This window comes from Streptomyces sp. P9-A2, assembly GCF_036634175.1.
GTDB classification, from domain to species: Bacteria; Actinomycetota; Actinomycetes; order Streptomycetales; family Streptomycetaceae; genus Streptomyces; species Streptomyces pratens.
The window spans coordinates 6985098-7000723 of the sequence record NZ_JAZIFX010000001.1 but is presented as its reverse complement, the minus strand read 5'-3'; the positions used below and the strand labels follow the sequence as shown (position 1 = coordinate 7000723).

Here is a 15626-nt window from a genome sequence, read left to right as displayed (position 1 = left end):
TCTCAGCCGGTCGGACAGGTCGTCGAGAGGCGGTCGAGAGGCCGTCGAAGACCGTTGAGAGGCCGTCGGGCAGGTCAGCCGACCGGGGCCGGCTCCGCGGGGGCGGTCTCCTGCGGGCCGCCGCTGATCGGCAGGACCTCGGCGTCGGAGGCCCGGACGAAGCGGGGCCCCGCCGGTCCGTACACTCCGCGCGGCTCGGGGAACACGGCGAGCAGGCCGAGGTAGAGGACCGCCGCGAGGCCGAGGCCGACCGGCAGCGAGATGTCCATGCCGTCGGCCAGGTTGCCGAGCGGTCCGACGAACTGGCCGGGCAGGTTGGTGAACAGCAGTGCCACGGAGGCGGAGACCAGCCAGGTGGCGAGGCCGCGCCAGTTCCAGCCGTGGGCGAACCAGTAGCGGCCGCCGGTGCGGCGCTGGTTGAAGACCTGGAGCGCCTGGGCGTCGTACCAGCCCCGGCGGGTGACGTAGCCGAGGATCATCACGATCATCCACGGTGCGGTGCAGGTGATGATCAGGGTGGCGAAGGTGGAGATCGACTGGGTGAGGTTCAGCCCGAAGCGGCCGATGAAGATGAACACGATGGACAGGGCGCCGATGAGGATCGTCGCCTGGACGCGGCTGAAGCGGGTGAAAACGCTGCAGATGTCCAGCCCGGTGCCGTAGAGGGCGGTCGTGCCGGTGGACAGGCCGCCGATCAGCGCGATGAGGCAGAGCGGCAGGAAGTACCAGCCGGGGGAGATCGCGAGCAGGCCGCCGACGTAGTTGGGCGCGGCCGGGTCGACGTACTTCGCGGCCCGGGTCGCGATGATCGACGCGGTGGCGAGACCGAAGACGAACGGCAGCAGGGTGGCGATCTGAGCCAGGAACGCCGCGCCCATCACCCGGCGGCGGGGCGTCGCGGCCGGGATGTAGCGGGCCCAGTCGCCGAGGAACGCGCCGAAGGAGACCGGGTTGGAGAGCACGATCAGCGCGGAGCCGATGAAGGACGGCCAGAACAACGGGTCGGCGGTCGAGGCGAAGCTGCCCGCGTAGCCGGGGTCGAAGTCGCCGGCGAAGGCGAAGGCGCCCAGTACGAACAGGGCCGATGCCGCCAGCACGGCGATCTTGTTGACCAGCAGCATGAAGCGGAAGCCGTAGATGCAGACCACGAGCACGAGGGCGGCGAAGATCGCGTACGCCACGATGTACGACAGGGTCGACTCGGGGAGCCCCACCAGCCGGTGCGCGCCGCCGACGAGGGCGTCGCCCGAGGACCACACCGAGATCGAGAAGAAGGCGATCGCGGTGAGCAGCGAGAGGAACGAGCCGACGACCCTGCCGTGCACTCCCAGGTGGGCGGAGGAGGAGACGGAGTTGCTGGTGCCGTTGGCGGGGCCGAAGAGCGCCATCGGCGCGAGCAGCAGGGCGCCCGCGATCAGGCCGAGTGCGGTCGCCGCGAGCCCCTGCCAGAAGGAGAGGCCGAACAGGATGGGGAAGGCGCCCAGCACGCAGGTCGCGAATGTGTTGGCACCGCCGAAGGCGAGCCGGAACAGGTCGAGCGGACGGGCCGTGCGGTCCTCGTCCGGGATCTGCTCGACACCATGAGTCTCGATTTCGGTGACCGAGGTCGCCATGGGGCTCTCACCTGCCGTTCATACCGGGGACGGGACCACAGTGTGGGTCACTCGCCGACCACCGACAATTGTGCATATCACGAAGAGATAGCATGTTTCATGTGGCTGCCGACAAACTCACCGTCGAGGATCTGCTCTCCTTCCCCGCCCTCCAGCTGTCCGTGAAGGCGGGCAGCAGTGGCCTCGGCCGGTCCGTATCCTGGGCGCAGGTAAGCGAGTTGGACGACCCGACCCCGTGGCTTCTGGGGGCCGAGATCCTCATGACCACGGGGCTCGCGATCCCCCGCACGGCGGCCGGGCAGCGCCGCTATCTGGAGCGGCTGGACGACGCCGGGGTCTCCGCCCTGGCCCTGTCGGCGCAGCTGCACATGCCTCCGCTGCACGACGCGTTCTTCCGGGCGGCGGAGGAGCGGGGTTTCCCGGTGCTGGAGGTCCCGCTCGCCGTCCCGTTCATCGCGGTCTCCCAGGAGGTCGCGGCCGCGGTGCAGGAGGACGCCCGGCACCGGCTGGGCGCGCAGTTGCAGGTCTTCGGCTCGCTGCGCTGGATGGTCGCCGAGGACCTCGACACCCCGACCCTCCTGCGTCGCCTCGAGCGTCTGTCCGGATACGACGTGTATCTCTGCACTCCGCAGGGCCGCCCGCTGCTGCCCGGGGTGCCGACGCCCGGTCCGGAGGTGCTGCCCGCCTCGGTGGACGCCGCGCCGACCGTCCCCGGCGGTTTCGTCCTGCCGGTGCCGGCACCCGGCGGTCCGGCGGGCTTCCTGGTGGCGTACGAGCGGCAGGGCGCCCAACCCGCCGGCCTCGCGGTCGTCCAGCACATCGCGACGGTGGCGGCGCTGCGGGTGGCGATGGTGCGCAGCGAACGCGAGACACTGCGCCGCGAGGGAGCCGAGACGCTGGCCGAGCTGCTCCAGGAGGTGCTCGACCCGGAGGCCGCCCGCCGCAGGCTGGCCCGGCACTCCATCGAGGGCGACACCGTGCTGCTCGTGGTCCGGCACACCCCCGACGAGGCGCTGCTGGCCTGCCTCGAGGACCACCCCCATCTGCTGCTGACCTGGGGCGAGGACCGGTGCGTCCTCGGGGCGCCGGAGCTGTCCGACGCCATCGGCGCGCTGCCGGCCGTGACGGCCGGGATGAGCCGTCCCTTCCGGCCGGGCGCGGCCCTGAAGGTCGCCCAGCGCGAGGCCCTGTGGGCGGTCTCCAACGCGGGCGAGTCGGGCCGCCCGCTGGTCCGCTACGGCGCCGACGCCACGGGCCGCTGGCTGCCGGACGACCCCGCGGTCCTGACCGCGCTGGTCGACCACGTCCTCGGCGAGGTGCTGCGCTACGACGCGGAGCACGATTCCCAGCTGCTGGTCTCCGCCCGCACCTGGATGGAGCGCGACCGCCGCACCGAGAGCGCCGCCGCGGCGCTGCACATCCACCCCAACACGCTCGCCTACCGCCTGCGCCGCTTCGGCACCCTCTCCGGCCGCGACCTGTCCACGACCGGCGCGCTCACGGAGGTCTGGCTGGCGATCCAGGCGGCCGGCGCACTGGGCCTCACCGACTGACGCCCGTCTCCCGGCGTTCCGGCACACGCCGGACGCCTCCTCCCGTACCACAGGCGTACGGGGAGGGAGGATCCCCCGACAACGCGGCGAGGTGCCGCGCCGGAGGTCGCGGGCCGGACGGGCCTTCATGACGGGGCCTTCATGACGGGCCCTGCCCCCTTCCGCCGTCCGGCGCCGGGTCCGGGTCGGGTACCCGGGTCCGGGCCCACGTCAGGAGCTCGGGGGCGTCCAGAGAGGTCACCCACAGGTCGGCCCCTCCCGCGTCCTCGTCGTCCGGCCGGGGGCCGACGCCGAGCACCCGTAGTCCGGCACGGCGGGCCGACTCCACTCCGGTCAGGGAGTCCTCGACCGCCAGCGCCTGCCCGGGGCGGACGCCGCACAGCCGGACCGCCTCGGCGTAGACGTCGGGCCACGGCTTGGGCCGCACCGTCTCCACCGCGGGCGCTCCGTCCGGGCCGTCCGCCTCCCGCGGCGCCTCGGACGGAACGACGACGTGCTGGAAGTGCTCCCGCAGTCCGGCCCGGGCGAGACTCCCCTCGACCACCTCCAGCGGGCAGTTGCTGGCCACCGCCAGGGGCAGCCGGCCGGAGAGCAGCCGCACCAGTTCGACGGCGCCCGGCATCGTCACCGGGTCGTCGGCGACGAGGGACAGGAAGTGGTCGAGGAGCGACGCGGTCAGGTCGGCCGTCAGTTCGGGCTTGTGCACCGCCTCCGCCATCAGCCGCCCGCAGTCGGCGTAGTGCACGCCCTTGGCCTGCTCCGCGAACCTCTGCGGAGCCTGGAGTCCGAAGCTCCGGAAGGCCCGTCGGCGGGCTTCCTGCCAGTGGCGTTCACTGTCCATCAACGTGCCGTCGCAGTCGAAGACGACTGCTTCGGGGGGCCAGTCGAGCAATGGACGTACCGGAGTGGTCACAGCGGCCTCCTGAAGGGGTGGGCGGTCACGCGCGGCGTGACCGTGATCCGGGTCTGGCGGTGTTTCCTGCCGGGTGCGCCGCAGACCGGCACATGTCAGGGCACAACGGGAGCGCGAAATCGCGCGCATTCCTGACTTTCGGCAGCAAACGGAAACATCACATCCGTTACGTTATTTCCGCTCCGGAGAGTCCCGCAATAACCGCAAGGAGTTATCGACGGCGACAACGGCCGGGGTGTATGGACCCATGGGCGCCGATCCGGCCGGCCAGGAGCACGAGCCGCCAACCAATGTGAATCCCAAGGCAGTTGAGGCATATTCACCGGGCAACCCGCACCGGTGACGCCGAGCCCCGTGACCGCCGCGCGAGGCCCGGAACCACAGCGGACCGGCCCATTACCACTCCCCCGCGTTCATCCTCGAAAGAAATGCGTAATTACCGCGCGGGCGTGACCTTCATTTGCTCCCGGCGTACGCGGGCGCACTACATTCGTCACTGTCACGGAAATTGAGCGAAGGCGGACAGGACGTTGCAGGAACGGGCCAGAGCAACCCGCAGAGCACTCCTGGAAGCGGCCGCCTTCCTCTTCGCCGAACACGGATACGCGGGCACCAGCGTCAACGACATAAGCACCAGGTCGGGGCGGACCAGCGGCTCCGTCTACTTCCACTACGCCAGCAAGGAGGGCATCGCCCTCGCCGTGGTCCAGGACCGTTTCGCCACCTGGCCGGACCTCGCCGCACGGTACACGGACGAAACGGTCCCGCCACTGGACCGCCTCGTCGCCCTGAGCTACGACATCGCCCACGCCCTCGCCGGGGACCCCGTCACACGCGCGGGCGCACGCCTGTGGACCGAACGCGACACCGTCAACACCGCACTCCCCGACCCCTTCTCCCTGTGGACCGCCGCCGCCACCCGCCTCCTCGCCCAGGCGCGGAGCACCGGCCACCTGGCGCCCCACATCCGCCCCGCCCGCACCGCCCGCACTCTGGTCCGCGCGTTCTTCGGCCTCTGTTACCTGACCGAGGCGCTCGAAGACACGGCCACCGTCCCCGACCGCCTCACCGACTGGTGGCACCTGACCCTGCCCTCGCTCCAGCCGGCTCCGCCACCCGAACGCGGCACCGGGCCCTCCAACGGGACGGCCCCTTCCCCCACGGCAGCCCCGGGCGAAGCCCCGAGGGGCACCTGAGGGTCCGAGGCGCGCGGGACCCGCCCGACCGGGGGCGGGTCCGCGCCGGAAACTCGCGGTGGAAACCACTCGGGTTCGCCCGCGCGTCGGGGCACGTCCGATGTCCTCGTCGGCCGGCGCTACGGCAGGCGGTACACCGGCGCCCCGCCCCGGACTGCGACGCTCCGCGGCGCACGCGGCATACGCGCGGTGGCCGTGGGGGACGAACGGAGCTCACGCACCCGTGGTCCGGGCCGGCTCCTTCAGGACCTCGGCGCCCGGTCCGTGCTGCGGCGGACGATGAGTTCGACGGGGACGACGGGGTCGACCGGCGGCTCGGACCGGCCGTCGATCCGGGCCAGGAGCAACCGCAGGGAGCGGGTGCCGATCTCGGTGAAGTCGGTACGGACCGTGGTCAGCGGCGGCAGGAGGTGCGCTGCTTCGGGGATGTCGTCGTAGCCGACCACACTGACGTCCTGCGGGACGCGCCGTCCGGCCTCGTGGAAGGCGCGCAGCGCGCCCAGTGCCATCTGGTCGTTGGAGACGAAGACCGCTGTGACGTCCGCGCGCCGCGCCAGCCCGCGCCCCAGTTCGTAGCCGGAGTCGGCACTCCAGTCACCGGCCAGGGGGTCGGGAACCTCCGTACCGGCTTCCTCCAGAGCGGATCGCCAGCCGGCCGTCCGCCGGTCGGCGGGTGTCCAGCCGACCGGCCCGGCGATGTGCCAGACGGTGGAGTGGCCGAGGCCCAGGAGGTGTGCGGTGGCGGTGCGGGCGCCGGTCCAGGAGTCCGCGGTGACCTGTGGGGTACCGTCCTCGAGATCGTTCTCCAGCACTACCAGGGGGCTCTCCAGGCCGGCCTCCGCGAGGGGTCTGGCGACCCAGCGCTGAGGGGCGATGGCGATCACACCGTCCACGGCCTCGGCCGACAGACGGTCCGCCGCCCGCACCACCGTGTCCCGGTCGGCCTTGTCCAGGGCGATCGAGCTCACCAGGTAACCGGATTCCCGGGCCGCGGTGTTGATCGCGGTCAGGATGGAGGCGGGCCCGTAGCGTGCCGCGTCGAAGGAGATCACACCGAGCACGCGGGTTCTGCCGCTGGCCAGGGAGCGGGCGCTGCGGCTCGGGCGGTAGCCGAGCGAGCGGATGGCCGCCAGCACCGCCTCGCGGGTTTCGGGGCGGACGGCCGGGTTGTCGTTGAGCACGCGGGAGACGGTCTGCTTCGAGACGCCCGCCAGCCGTGCCACGTCGTCCATCACCGGGCGTGATCCTGCGAAGTTGCGTCGGCTGCGTCCCCCGGCGACGGAGCCGTCGGCGGCCCTTCGAGTCATGGCAGGTGCTTCCTTCGGTACGGCCTCGGCCCGTCCTGTTCCGCCCGGCACCACAGGATAGGCCGAGGTGTACGGGACCGCGGCGGGGGCCGCCGTCCCGGGGACGCCGGTCCCGGTCCGGCTCAGTCCGCTCCGATCGCCCAGGTGCGGGTGACGATCCACTCGGCGTGGGTGACGGCCGCGGCCGGTACGGCTTCGCCCGCCCGCAGCGGCAGGTGCACCGGGGCGCCGACGGGCAGGGACAGCAGTCTCAGGCGCAGCCCGTCGGTCCGCAGTGCTTCGGCGGGCAGCCGGCCGAGTCCGAGGTCCCAGACCCGCCCCGAGAAGAACTGGTCGGCGACGAGTACGTCCCCCACGTACGCGCGCGCCACATCACCGGTCCAGCGCACTCGCAGGAGCACGCCCGTCCCGCCGTCCAGAAGTTCCTCCGGCACATCGACGCGGTACTCGGCCGCGACCGTGTCGAAGTGCTTGTCGGCCGGGGCACTCGCCCGGCCCAGCGGGCCCGTCACGGTCCCGGGCGCGGGGCCCGCGGGCCGGACCAGGGTGACCGCGGCCGACCGCGCGTCCCCGTCCTGGCGCCGGCCCGGCAGTGTGCAGCGGGTGAACACACCGTCGGTGGTCGTGCGCAGGGGCCGCCCGGCCGTCACCGGCGGCCGTTCCGGAGCGGGCAGGACAGCGAAGGACGGCTCGGCGGCGGTGCTGTGCACACGGACCTCGTCGTGGTCGAAGACGACACCGCCGGCGCAGAGCACCAGGCGCTCGGCGCCCCACGCGACACCCCGGTAGGCGGTGCGGGCGGTGGCCGCGTCCAGGACCAGCAGCCCGACATGCCCGCCGTCCGCCGTCGTCACCCGGACAAGGGCATCGGTGCCGGGGCGCAGGCCGGTGATCAGGATGCGGCCGTCGACGTGGGTGACGGTGCCGAAGGGCACACTGACGGACGCCACCGTGCCGGCGTCCAGGGCGAGTTCGGGGTCGATGCCGTCCGTGGCGGCCAGCAGCAGCACAGTGCGTCCGTGATCGTCGACGTGGCAGACCGGCTGGGCGGTGGCCCACTCCAGCCGCAGGCCCTGCACGTCGAGGCGCAGCGGCCAGCAGAAATAGGCGCCCTCGGGGACGGTGACCGGTGTACTGGGCAGCGTCAGGACGGGTGCGTCGGGGAACTCGAGCGTGAAGGTCGTGTCCGGGTGGGGCGGCAGCGGCTCGTGCGGCTGATGGTTGTTGACGAAGAGGAAGCCGGACGTGCCGTCGCCGCGGACCGCCCATCTGAGCGTGTCCCGGTCGTGCTGCCCGGCGGGCCGACGCTCCGGGAGAACGGATTCCATGGGGGCGATGCTGTGACCGAGGTCCGCCAGCAGCAGGTGCTGGAGGCGGAGTTCGTCGTACGAGGACCGGTACTGGCCGTACTCGCCGAGCGGTGCCTGGAAGTCGTACGTGAGGACGGGGACGTCGTTGGGGTAGTCGGTGGCGTGGGACTCCTGGAGGGTGGTGAGCTCACCGGTGGGGTTCGTGCCGCCGTGGAACATGTAGTAGCCCTGCCAGACCGAACCGCAGCCGATCTTGGTGAGGCCGAGCGCGCCCACGTCGGCGGGCTCGACGCCCGGGCGGCGGTGATAGGCCACCGCCATTCCGCCGCCCAGTTCACAGGTGACCCAGGGGAAGCGGTCCGTCGGTGCCGGGGTGCCGCCGCGTACGGTCGTCGGGCGCAGGTCGGCACCGATGCCCTCGTCGTCGCGCTGGTGGGTGAAGAAGAAGTGCTTGCGGCAGGTGTCGGGCCAGCCGCCGTCCGCCTCGGTCCAGAAGGCGTCCGAGTAGCCTCCGTACAGCGGCAGCAGTTCGTCGGGCGGGAGCTGTACCCCGCCCCAGGCTGTCGAGGTCCACAGCGGTGCGCTCAGTCCGGCTTCCTGCGCCATCCGCTTGAGGGTGAGCAGGTGACCGGGCCGGTCGTAGAGCTCGTTCTCGATCTGGATCGCGACGATCGGCCCTCCGTGGGCCCGGTCGAGGCCGTGCAGCTGCCCGGCGACAGCCTCGTACCAGCGGCGTACGGGTTCCAGGTACGCCGGGTCGTCGGTACGGGGCTCCCGGGCGCGGGCCAGCAGCCAGTCGGGCAGTCCGCCGTTGCGGACCTCCGCGTGGCTCCAGGGGCCGATGCGGGGAATGAAGTCCAGACCGCGGCGGGCGCACAGTTCGGCGAAGCGGCGCAGGTCGCGGTCCCCGTCGAAGCGGAGACGGCCTTCGATCTCCTCGTGGTGGATCCAGATGAGGTAGCTGGCGACGGCCGTCACGCCGCCCGCCTTCATCTTCAGCAGCTCCTCCTCCCACTCCCGGGCCGGGTAGCGGGTGTAGTGGAACTCGCCGGAGACGGGGAACCAGGGGCGTCCGCCGCGGGTGAGGTAGCGGCTCGTCACCTCGATCGGATCAGGGACCCCGGAGCTGTCGGCGAAGGGCAGGTGGCCGGACCGCGTAGGCCCGGCGGGCGGGAGGACGCGCAGGTGGTGCGGCATTTCAGGGCTTCTCCGGTCCGAGGTCGGGCGTGCCGGTGAACTGGGCGCGGGTGTGGGTGGTGGCATGCAGCTCCAGCAGGACCAGCTCGTTGGCGCCCGGGCGCAGGACCGGCGCGGGGACGTACAGCGTGCGCTGCGGGCCGCGGTTCCAGTAGCGGCCGAGGTGGAAGCCGTTGACCCAGGCCTGGCCCTTGGTCCAGCCTGGCAGGGCGAGGAAGGTGTCGGCGGGGGTGGCGATGCCGAAGGTGCCGTGATGGAAGGCGGGTCCGGCACCCGTGGTCGCGTCGGACGGCGCGAAGGGCACCGCGCTCAGGTCGTCCAGGCGCAGCGGGTGACAGTCCCAGCCACGCAGGTCGCCGCCGTTGAAGGTCACCGGGCCGAGCAGGCCCTTCGGAGCGCCGATGCGGGGCCCGTAGTTGACGCCGCCCATGTTCTCGACGAGCACCTCCAGCGTGGCACCGGGGTGCGGTACGCGCACGGGCAGGGTCTCGTCGTGACGTTCGCGTTCGAGCAGGCCGACGGGGGCGCCGTCCACGAACACCTGGGCACGGTCGCCGACCCCGCCCGCGAAGTGCAGCAGGCCGTCACCCGCGGCGGGAACGGTGGTGCGGTAGAGCACGTATCCGGCCCTCAGCCCCAGCTCCTCCGCGGTCACGGGGATGTCGGCCCGCACGGGCTCGGACAGCGCGTCCACCTGCGCGAGCAGTGCGGCACTGCGGTTCAGCTCCACGGTGAAGGAGGGGAGTTTCTCTCCCGGCGAGGGGGCCGGATCGTCCGGGACCGGCGCGTGCCGAGCGATCACCTCGCGGAACGCGTGGTACTTCGGGCCGGGGTCGCCGCACTCGGTGAGCGGGGCGTCGTAGTCGTACGAGGTGACCGTCGGCGTATAGGCGTGATCGTGGTTGGCGCCGTTGGTGAACGCGAAGTTGGTGCCGCCGTGGAACATGTAGATGTTGACCGACGCGCCCGCGGAGAGCAGCCGGTCCAGGTCGGCGGCGGCATCGGCCGCGTCCCGCACGTGGTGCGGTTCGCCCCAGTGGTCGAACCAGCCGATCCAGAACTCCGCGCACATCAGCGGGCCTTCGGGCTGCCGCGCGCGGAGTGTCGCGAGACCGGCCTCGACCTTGCTGCCGAACGTGCCGGTGGCGAGCACGCCGGGCAGGCTGCCGGCCGCCAGGTGTTCGGGGTCGGCCTGGTCGCAGGTGAACAGCAACTCCTCGACGCCACGCGAGCGCAGGGCCTGGGCGAGGTGTTCCAGGTACCCGGTGTCGTCACCGTACGCCCCGTACTCGTTCTCCACTTGTACGGCGATCACCGGGCCGCCCGACGCCGCCGTGTGCGGCAGGAGCGGAGGCAGCAGCAGGTCGAGGAAGCGGTCGACCGCGTCCGTGAAGCGCGGGTCGCCGGTACGCAGCCGGATGCCGGGGTCGGAGGTGAGCCAGGACGGCAGGCCTCCGCCGTCCCATTCCGCACAGATGTAGGGGCCCGGGCGCAGCAGCACGTACAGCCCCTCGGCCCGGGCCAGCGCCAGGTAGCGGGGCAGGTCGAGGAGGCCGTCGAGGTCGAGCGGGCCGTCGGGGTCCGGTTGGTGGAGGTTCCACGGTACGTACGTCTCCACCGTGTTGAGGCCCATCAGGCGGGCCTTGCGCAGGCGGTCGGCCCACTGACCGGGGTGGATCCGGAAGTAGTGCATCGCTCCGGAGATGACGCGGAACGGCTCGCCGTGCAGCAGAAAACCGTCGGACGACGTGGTCAGAGCAGACATGTGGAGGCAGCTTCCCGTCGGCGTGAAGGGGGATGGGCAGGTGACACCTCAGCGGACCGCGGCGGTGCGTGTGGCCCGGGTCAGCCAGAGGGTGGCGGCCAGACACAGCGCCGAGATGCCGCACAGCAGGAGGGGGACCGCGCGGATCCCGGACCACTCGATGGCCTTGCCCAGTGCCGGACCGGCCACGACACCGCCGACCATCGACGCGGCGATGACCAGGGCGCCGGCCCGCTGGGCCTGGGGGGCGGCCCTGTTGAGCCATGTCAGCCCGGTGGGGAAGATCGGCGCGATGAACAGGCCGACGCCGGCGTACGCGTACGGGGCCAGCCCCGGTACGGCGGCCAGCAGCAGACACACCGTCATGCCCGCGCAGGAGACCGTGATGATGGTCTGGGCGGAGAAGCGCAGCGCGATCGGCGCGACCAGGAAGCGGCCGACGGTCATCATCAGCCAGTAGACGGAAGTGGCGGTGGCGGCGAAGCCGGCGCCGTAGCCGACGGTCTCCAGGTGGGTGGGCTCCCAGCCGCCGACACCCGCTTCGATGCCCACGTGCAGGACGTAGAGCGTGACGAAGACTCCGAGTACCGAGCCGAGGCTGCGGCCGAGGACCGACCCTCCGCCGGTCTCCGCCCCGCCCGGCTGCGGTGCCCGGTCGCGAACACCCCTCAGGCAGAGCAGCAGCGGCAGGTTGGCGACCGCGAAGCCGAGGAAGACCGCCGGATAGTGCTCGGAGCCCACCACGCCGATGAGCACCGGACCGAGGATCGCACCGATGCCGAAGTGCGCGTTGAGGATGTTGAGCATGGCGGTCGACCGGCGGCCGAAGCTGACGGCGAACAGTTGGTTGAGGCCGTAGTAGGGCTTTGTTAGGTCCTGTGGTGTGGTTCTGGGGTCGGTGCAGGCTGGCCGCATATCGAGCAGGCGCCGGTCCAGGTGGCCAGGAGGGCCTGGAGTTCGCGGAGGACCGCGTAGAGGGTCAGGCCGGCGCAGGGACTTTTGGGTCGAGCCGCAGCAGGGTGCAGAAGGCCTGGGCAAGGGCGGCCAGGGTGACGTGCCGGTGCCAGCCGTGGAAGCTGCGCCCCTCGAAGTGGTCCAGCCCCAGACCGTCCTTGAGCTCACGGTAGTCGTGCTCAACTCGCCATCGGATCTTGGCGATCCGGACCAGGTCACGCAAGGGGGTGTCGGCGGGAAGGGTGGACAGCCAGTAGTCGGTGGGCTCGGCGGAGCCCGGTGGCCACTCGGCCAGGAGCCAGCACTCGGGCAGGGAGCCGTCGGCGAAGCGGCGGATGGTGCGGTTGGCGGGGCGGACCCGCAGCGCCAGGAACCGCGAGCGCATCTCGGCGCGGGGGTTGTGCTTGCTGGTCCTGCTGCCCTGGCGCCAGGTCACCGTCCGCACCACCGACCTTCCTGCATCCAGGGCGAGTTGGCGCAAGGTGGTGTGCGGCTGGGGGTAGGCCGGGACGGGTGGGCGCCCCCGGCCGGAGTACGACACCCGCTCGGGGACCGCGTCACCCGGGTAAGCGGTAGTGGTGCCCTTGACCGCCACGGCGTAGGCCAGGTCGCGCTCGGTCAGCCCCTCGCGAAAGCCCGTGGCATCCCCGTAGCCGGCGTCGGCGACGACCGGCAGGTCCGGCAGTTCCCAGTCCTCGCGCACTTCGTCGAGCATCTCCAGTGCCAGGCGCCACTTCTCCCGGTGCCGCTCAGCCTCGGGGACACCCGCCCTGACCCGTCGCCTGCGGATCGCCTCGGCCAGCAACGCGTCTTCGCCCTGCCGGGTGTCGTCCCAGCTCTCGGGGAGAAACAGGCGCCAGTCGACGGCCGAGGAGGCCCGGTCGGACACCAGATTGACGCTGACCCCGATCTGGCAGTTGCCGCGCTTGCCCAGCGCGCCGCAGTACATCCGGGCCACCCCCGGGGAGTCGTAGCCGTCCTTGGGGAAGCCGACGTCGTCGATGGCGTACGCCTCCGGGCCGATGTGCGCTGCCGCCCAACGGGCCTGCCGTTCACGGACCTTGGTGTAGTCCCAGGTGGAGGAGGAGACGAACTGCTGGAGCTGCTGGTGGTCCACGCCCAGGCGTTCGGCCATCGGCTGCATCGACTTGCGCTTGCCGTCCAGCATCAGCCCGCGCAGGTACAGCTCGCCCTTCGCCCGCTGGTCCCGCCGGGTCAGCGGGCCCAGCATCTGGGCCGCGAACGCCTCCAGGCGCGGGCGGACCGTCTCCATCTCCTCAGGTGTCACACCAGACAGGACACCACGAAACGCTCCCACCAGGCACTATGGCAAACCTAACAAAGCCCTAGTAGTCGATGCCTCCGAAACCGAGACCGGCGAACAGGGCCGCGGCCAGGCCGACGGGCCAGTTCGGTGCCAGCGCGAAGCCCGCCGCGCCGAGAGCCATCAGCAGGTAGGAGGCACCGAGGATCTGCCGGTTGCCGAGCCGTCCGTACAGCCGGTCGAACAGCAGCACGCCGGCGACACCACCGATGAAGTGGGCGCTCAGTCCCAGCCCCGCGGCGGACGGGGAGAGCCCGAACTCTTCGCGGAAGGCCGGGATCGCGGGTCCGTAGAAGGCCTGGAGCGCGCCGATGAGGACGAAGCCCACGCAGGACGCGACCACGGCCGCGGTACTGAACACAGGGGTGTCCGGCGCGGAGTGCGGCGTCGTGACGTGCTGCGCGGTCGGTTGGTCGGTCAAGCGTTCTCCAGATGACGGCCCACGATCTCGTGGGCGAAGGACATGATCGTTCCCTGCGGACTGATGCCGGGGGCGCCCGGCAGGACGCTGGCGTCGCACAGGTACAGGTTGGTGAAACCGTGCGCCCTGCCGGACTCGTCGCAGACCCCGCCCCGCTCGGGCAGCGCCATGCGGCAGCCGGCCATGCCGTGCACCGAGACCAGCTCCCAGTCGCCGGGCCGGACCCGGGCGCAGTACGCCTCCACGTCCGCCTGCGTGCGCAGCGGCCCGGCGGAGGACGTGGGCGGCAGCAGTTACACGGCGCCCGCGGCGAACAGCAGCCGCGCGGTCCTGCCGAACGCCAGCCGCAGGGTGTGGTGGTCGGCCCGGGTCATGCCGTGGCGCAGCAGCGGGGTGCCGCCCACCAGCCCGGCGATCCTGGCCGTTCCCTGCATGCGCACCTGGGTGGTGAACATGCCCAGGTGGTCCTGGTCCACGAGGAGTTCGTTGACCTGCCGGGGGTCTCGCGCGGCCAGCGCGGCGCCCAGGCCTCCGGGCGTCAGGTTGGACGGCATGACGAGAATGCCGAGGGCGGAGTGCTCCTGCACCTGGGCGGTGAACATCGTGCCGCGCGCGGCGTTCACCGGCTGCGGGAACCGGGCGATCGTGCGCAGGTTGAGGTGCAGCTCCAGCCTGCGGCCGGCTGCCCGCCGGTGGATGCCGCTGCGCCGCAGCAGCACGGGGGTGCCGATGGGTCCCGCGGCGACGAACAGGGTGCGGGGCCGGTACCGCACGCGCCGGCCTTCGGCGTCCGTCGCCTCGACACCGTGCACCACACCCCGGTGGTGCGCGATCCGCTCCACGCGCACGTTCGGGGCGATGCGCGCGCCCAGCGCCTCGGCCTCGGGCAGATACGTCGACGCCATGCTCTGTTTGGCGCCGGTCGGGCAGCCGGTGGCGCACTGGTTACGGTGCCGGCAGCCGCGCACCACGCGCTGCGGATGCTGCCATCGCCAGCCGAGCGAGTCGGCGGCGTGGGCCAGGAGCCGCGAGTCCTCGTTGCCGTCTCCGTGCTCCTGCACGATCATGCCGAGGCGCCGTTGCACCTCCGCGAAGCGGGGGCCCACGACCGGCGCACGGTAGCTTCCGTATCCCGTCCAGAGCGCCCAGCGGTCGAGGAGGGCCGCCGGGGGTTCCCACAGCAGGCCGCCGTTGACCACGGTGGTGCCGCCGACCACGCGGGCCTCCCCGTAGGCGATGGTGGGGGTTCCGAAGACCGCGGTCGCGCCGCCGTTGCGGTACAGACGGCGCATCGACTCGGCGGGGCCGGCCGTCTCCAGGTCGCGGACAGAGACCCGGGGGCCCTCCTCCAGAATGGTCACGGACCTTCCCGCGCGGGCGAGTTCGAGTGCGGCGCACCGCCTTCCGCCCGCGTCCGCCGCCCTCGCGAAGGAGGCACGACGAGCCCGGAAAAGGAAACGTTCCGGCCGAGGCCGCGATCACCGCAGCTCATGGGGCCTCTTCCCGGACAGATGGCGCACCTCCCCGGAACACGCCGTCCTTCGGCCCCCGGGCTCCGGGCCCTCCTGGAGGACGGCCTGATCAACCACACTCCTGAACGCAGCATCCTGACCAGGGGGAAAGCGCTGTCAACATCCGGTGATCCGGAGGTAGTGCCCGTCCGGATCGTGGAGGCGGAAATCGGTCAGGCCCCAGGGGCGGTCCTGGAGAGGATCGGCGACGGGATATCCCGATGCGGCCACCCGGCTGTACTCGGCACGCACGTCGTCCACCTCCAGCACCAGCTCGACGCCCGTGGGTACCTGGCGGGCCGCCCGGTCGACCTCGGTCCAGGGAGGTACGGCGCCGATGCGCACCGTGTCCCGGACCACCGCCACGTACTGGTCGCCGTCGGCACGGCGGTCCTCGGCGACCTCGAAGCCGAGCACGCCGGTGTAGAAGTCGACGAAGGCGTCGAGATCCCCGACGAACACTTCGATCCGAAGAAACGTTGGCATCGGAGCCTCCTGGCTTCCCGTCAGGGCTGATGCCCTGAATCGTGTACGGCGCCGTCACAGGTGCGGTCACAGGTGC

11 protein-coding genes and 2 pseudogenes are annotated in these 15626 nt (G+C 71.9%); 2 read left to right on the top strand and 11 right to left on the bottom strand.

The window, feature by feature from the left end; all coding sequences use genetic code 11:
- Positions 1-74: 74 nt before the first annotated feature.
- Positions 75-1613, bottom strand: a complete 1539-nt coding sequence (locus V4Y04_RS31620) for a purine-cytosine permease family protein (protein ID WP_332431781.1) — start codon at positions 1611-1613, stop codon at positions 75-77.
- A 101-nt stretch (positions 1614-1714) separates the two neighbouring features.
- On the opposite strand from V4Y04_RS31620, the gene V4Y04_RS31615 reads away from it, so the two are divergent.
- Positions 1715-3166, top strand: coding sequence for a PucR family transcriptional regulator (locus V4Y04_RS31615; protein ID WP_332431780.1), 1452 nt, complete (start codon positions 1715-1717; stop codon positions 3164-3166).
- A gap of 139 nt (positions 3167-3305) precedes the next feature.
- Here the strand turns inward: V4Y04_RS31615 and V4Y04_RS31610 are convergent, their stop codons facing one another.
- Complete coding sequence (locus tag V4Y04_RS31610) at positions 3306-4079, bottom strand: HAD family hydrolase (RefSeq protein WP_332431779.1); 774 nt, start codon at positions 4077-4079, stop codon at positions 3306-3308.
- Between the two features lie 530 nt (positions 4080-4609).
- Here V4Y04_RS31610 and V4Y04_RS31605 point away from each other — a divergent pair.
- Positions 4610-5275: a ScbR family autoregulator-binding transcription factor gene (locus V4Y04_RS31605; RefSeq protein ID WP_332431778.1), complete on the top strand. Its 666-nt coding sequence runs from the start codon at positions 4610-4612 to the stop codon at positions 5273-5275.
- A gap of 242 nt (positions 5276-5517) precedes the next feature.
- Here V4Y04_RS31605 and V4Y04_RS31600 read toward each other — a convergent pair whose 3' ends face one another.
- The 9 genes and pseudogenes from V4Y04_RS31600 to V4Y04_RS31560 all read right to left on the bottom strand — a co-directional run bounded on the left by V4Y04_RS31600 (position 5518) and on the right by V4Y04_RS31560 (position 15550).
- On the bottom strand, positions 5518-6582 hold the full coding sequence (locus tag V4Y04_RS31600; protein WP_332431777.1) for a LacI family DNA-binding transcriptional regulator: 1065 nt from the start codon (positions 6580-6582) through the stop codon (positions 5518-5520).
- Between the two features lie 122 nt (positions 6583-6704).
- Positions 6705-9089 (bottom strand): beta-galactosidase, encoded by a 2385-nt coding sequence (locus V4Y04_RS31595; RefSeq protein ID WP_332431776.1) that lies wholly within the window; start codon positions 9087-9089, stop codon positions 6705-6707.
- 1 nt (position 9090) lies between these two features.
- Entirely contained in the window at positions 9091-10854 is a 1764-nt protein-coding gene (locus V4Y04_RS31590; RefSeq protein ID WP_332431775.1) for a beta-galactosidase, read from the bottom strand.
- 48 nt (positions 10855-10902) lie between these two features.
- A pseudogene (locus V4Y04_RS31585) lies at positions 10903-11712 on the bottom strand (MFS transporter); the annotation flags it as partial.
- A 121-nt stretch (positions 11713-11833) separates the two neighbouring features.
- On the bottom strand, positions 11834-13096 hold the full coding sequence (locus tag V4Y04_RS31580; protein WP_332430515.1) for an IS701 family transposase: 1263 nt from the start codon (positions 13094-13096) through the stop codon (positions 11834-11836).
- Positions 13097-13157: 61 nt separating this feature from the next.
- Positions 13158-13493, bottom strand: a pseudogene (locus V4Y04_RS31575) (MFS transporter); the annotation flags it as partial.
- 56 nt (positions 13494-13549) lie between these two features.
- Complete coding sequence (locus tag V4Y04_RS31570; RefSeq protein ID WP_332431774.1) at positions 13550-13798, bottom strand: GMC oxidoreductase; 249 nt, start codon at positions 13796-13798, stop codon at positions 13550-13552.
- A gap of 48 nt (positions 13799-13846) precedes the next feature.
- Entirely contained in the window at positions 13847-14914 is a 1068-nt protein-coding gene (locus tag V4Y04_RS31565; RefSeq protein WP_332431773.1) for a GMC family oxidoreductase N-terminal domain-containing protein, read from the bottom strand.
- A gap of 267 nt (positions 14915-15181) precedes the next feature.
- The gene (locus V4Y04_RS31560; RefSeq protein WP_332431772.1) at positions 15182-15550 is read right to left on the bottom strand and encodes a VOC family protein; all 369 of its coding nucleotides are present in this window, start codon (positions 15548-15550) and stop codon (positions 15182-15184) included.
- Between the last annotated feature and the right edge of the window lie 76 nt (positions 15551-15626).

Coding starts and splice junctions, on each gene's coding strand:
- V4Y04_RS31620 (WP_332431781.1), bottom strand. CDS start 1,613: ATGGCGACCTCGGTCACCGAAATCGAGACTCATGGTGTCGAGCAGATC.
- V4Y04_RS31600 (WP_332431777.1), bottom strand. CDS start 6,582: ATGACTCGAAGGGCCGCCGACGGCTCCGTCGCCGGGGGACGCAGCCGA.
- V4Y04_RS31595 (WP_332431776.1), bottom strand. CDS start 9,089: ATGCCGCACCACCTGCGCGTCCTCCCGCCCGCCGGGCCTACGCGGTCC.
- V4Y04_RS31590 (WP_332431775.1), bottom strand. CDS start 10,854: ATGTCTGCTCTGACCACGTCGTCCGACGGTTTTCTGCTGCACGGCGAG.
- V4Y04_RS31560 (WP_332431772.1), bottom strand. CDS start 15,550: ATGCCAACGTTTCTTCGGATCGAAGTGTTCGTCGGGGATCTCGACGCC.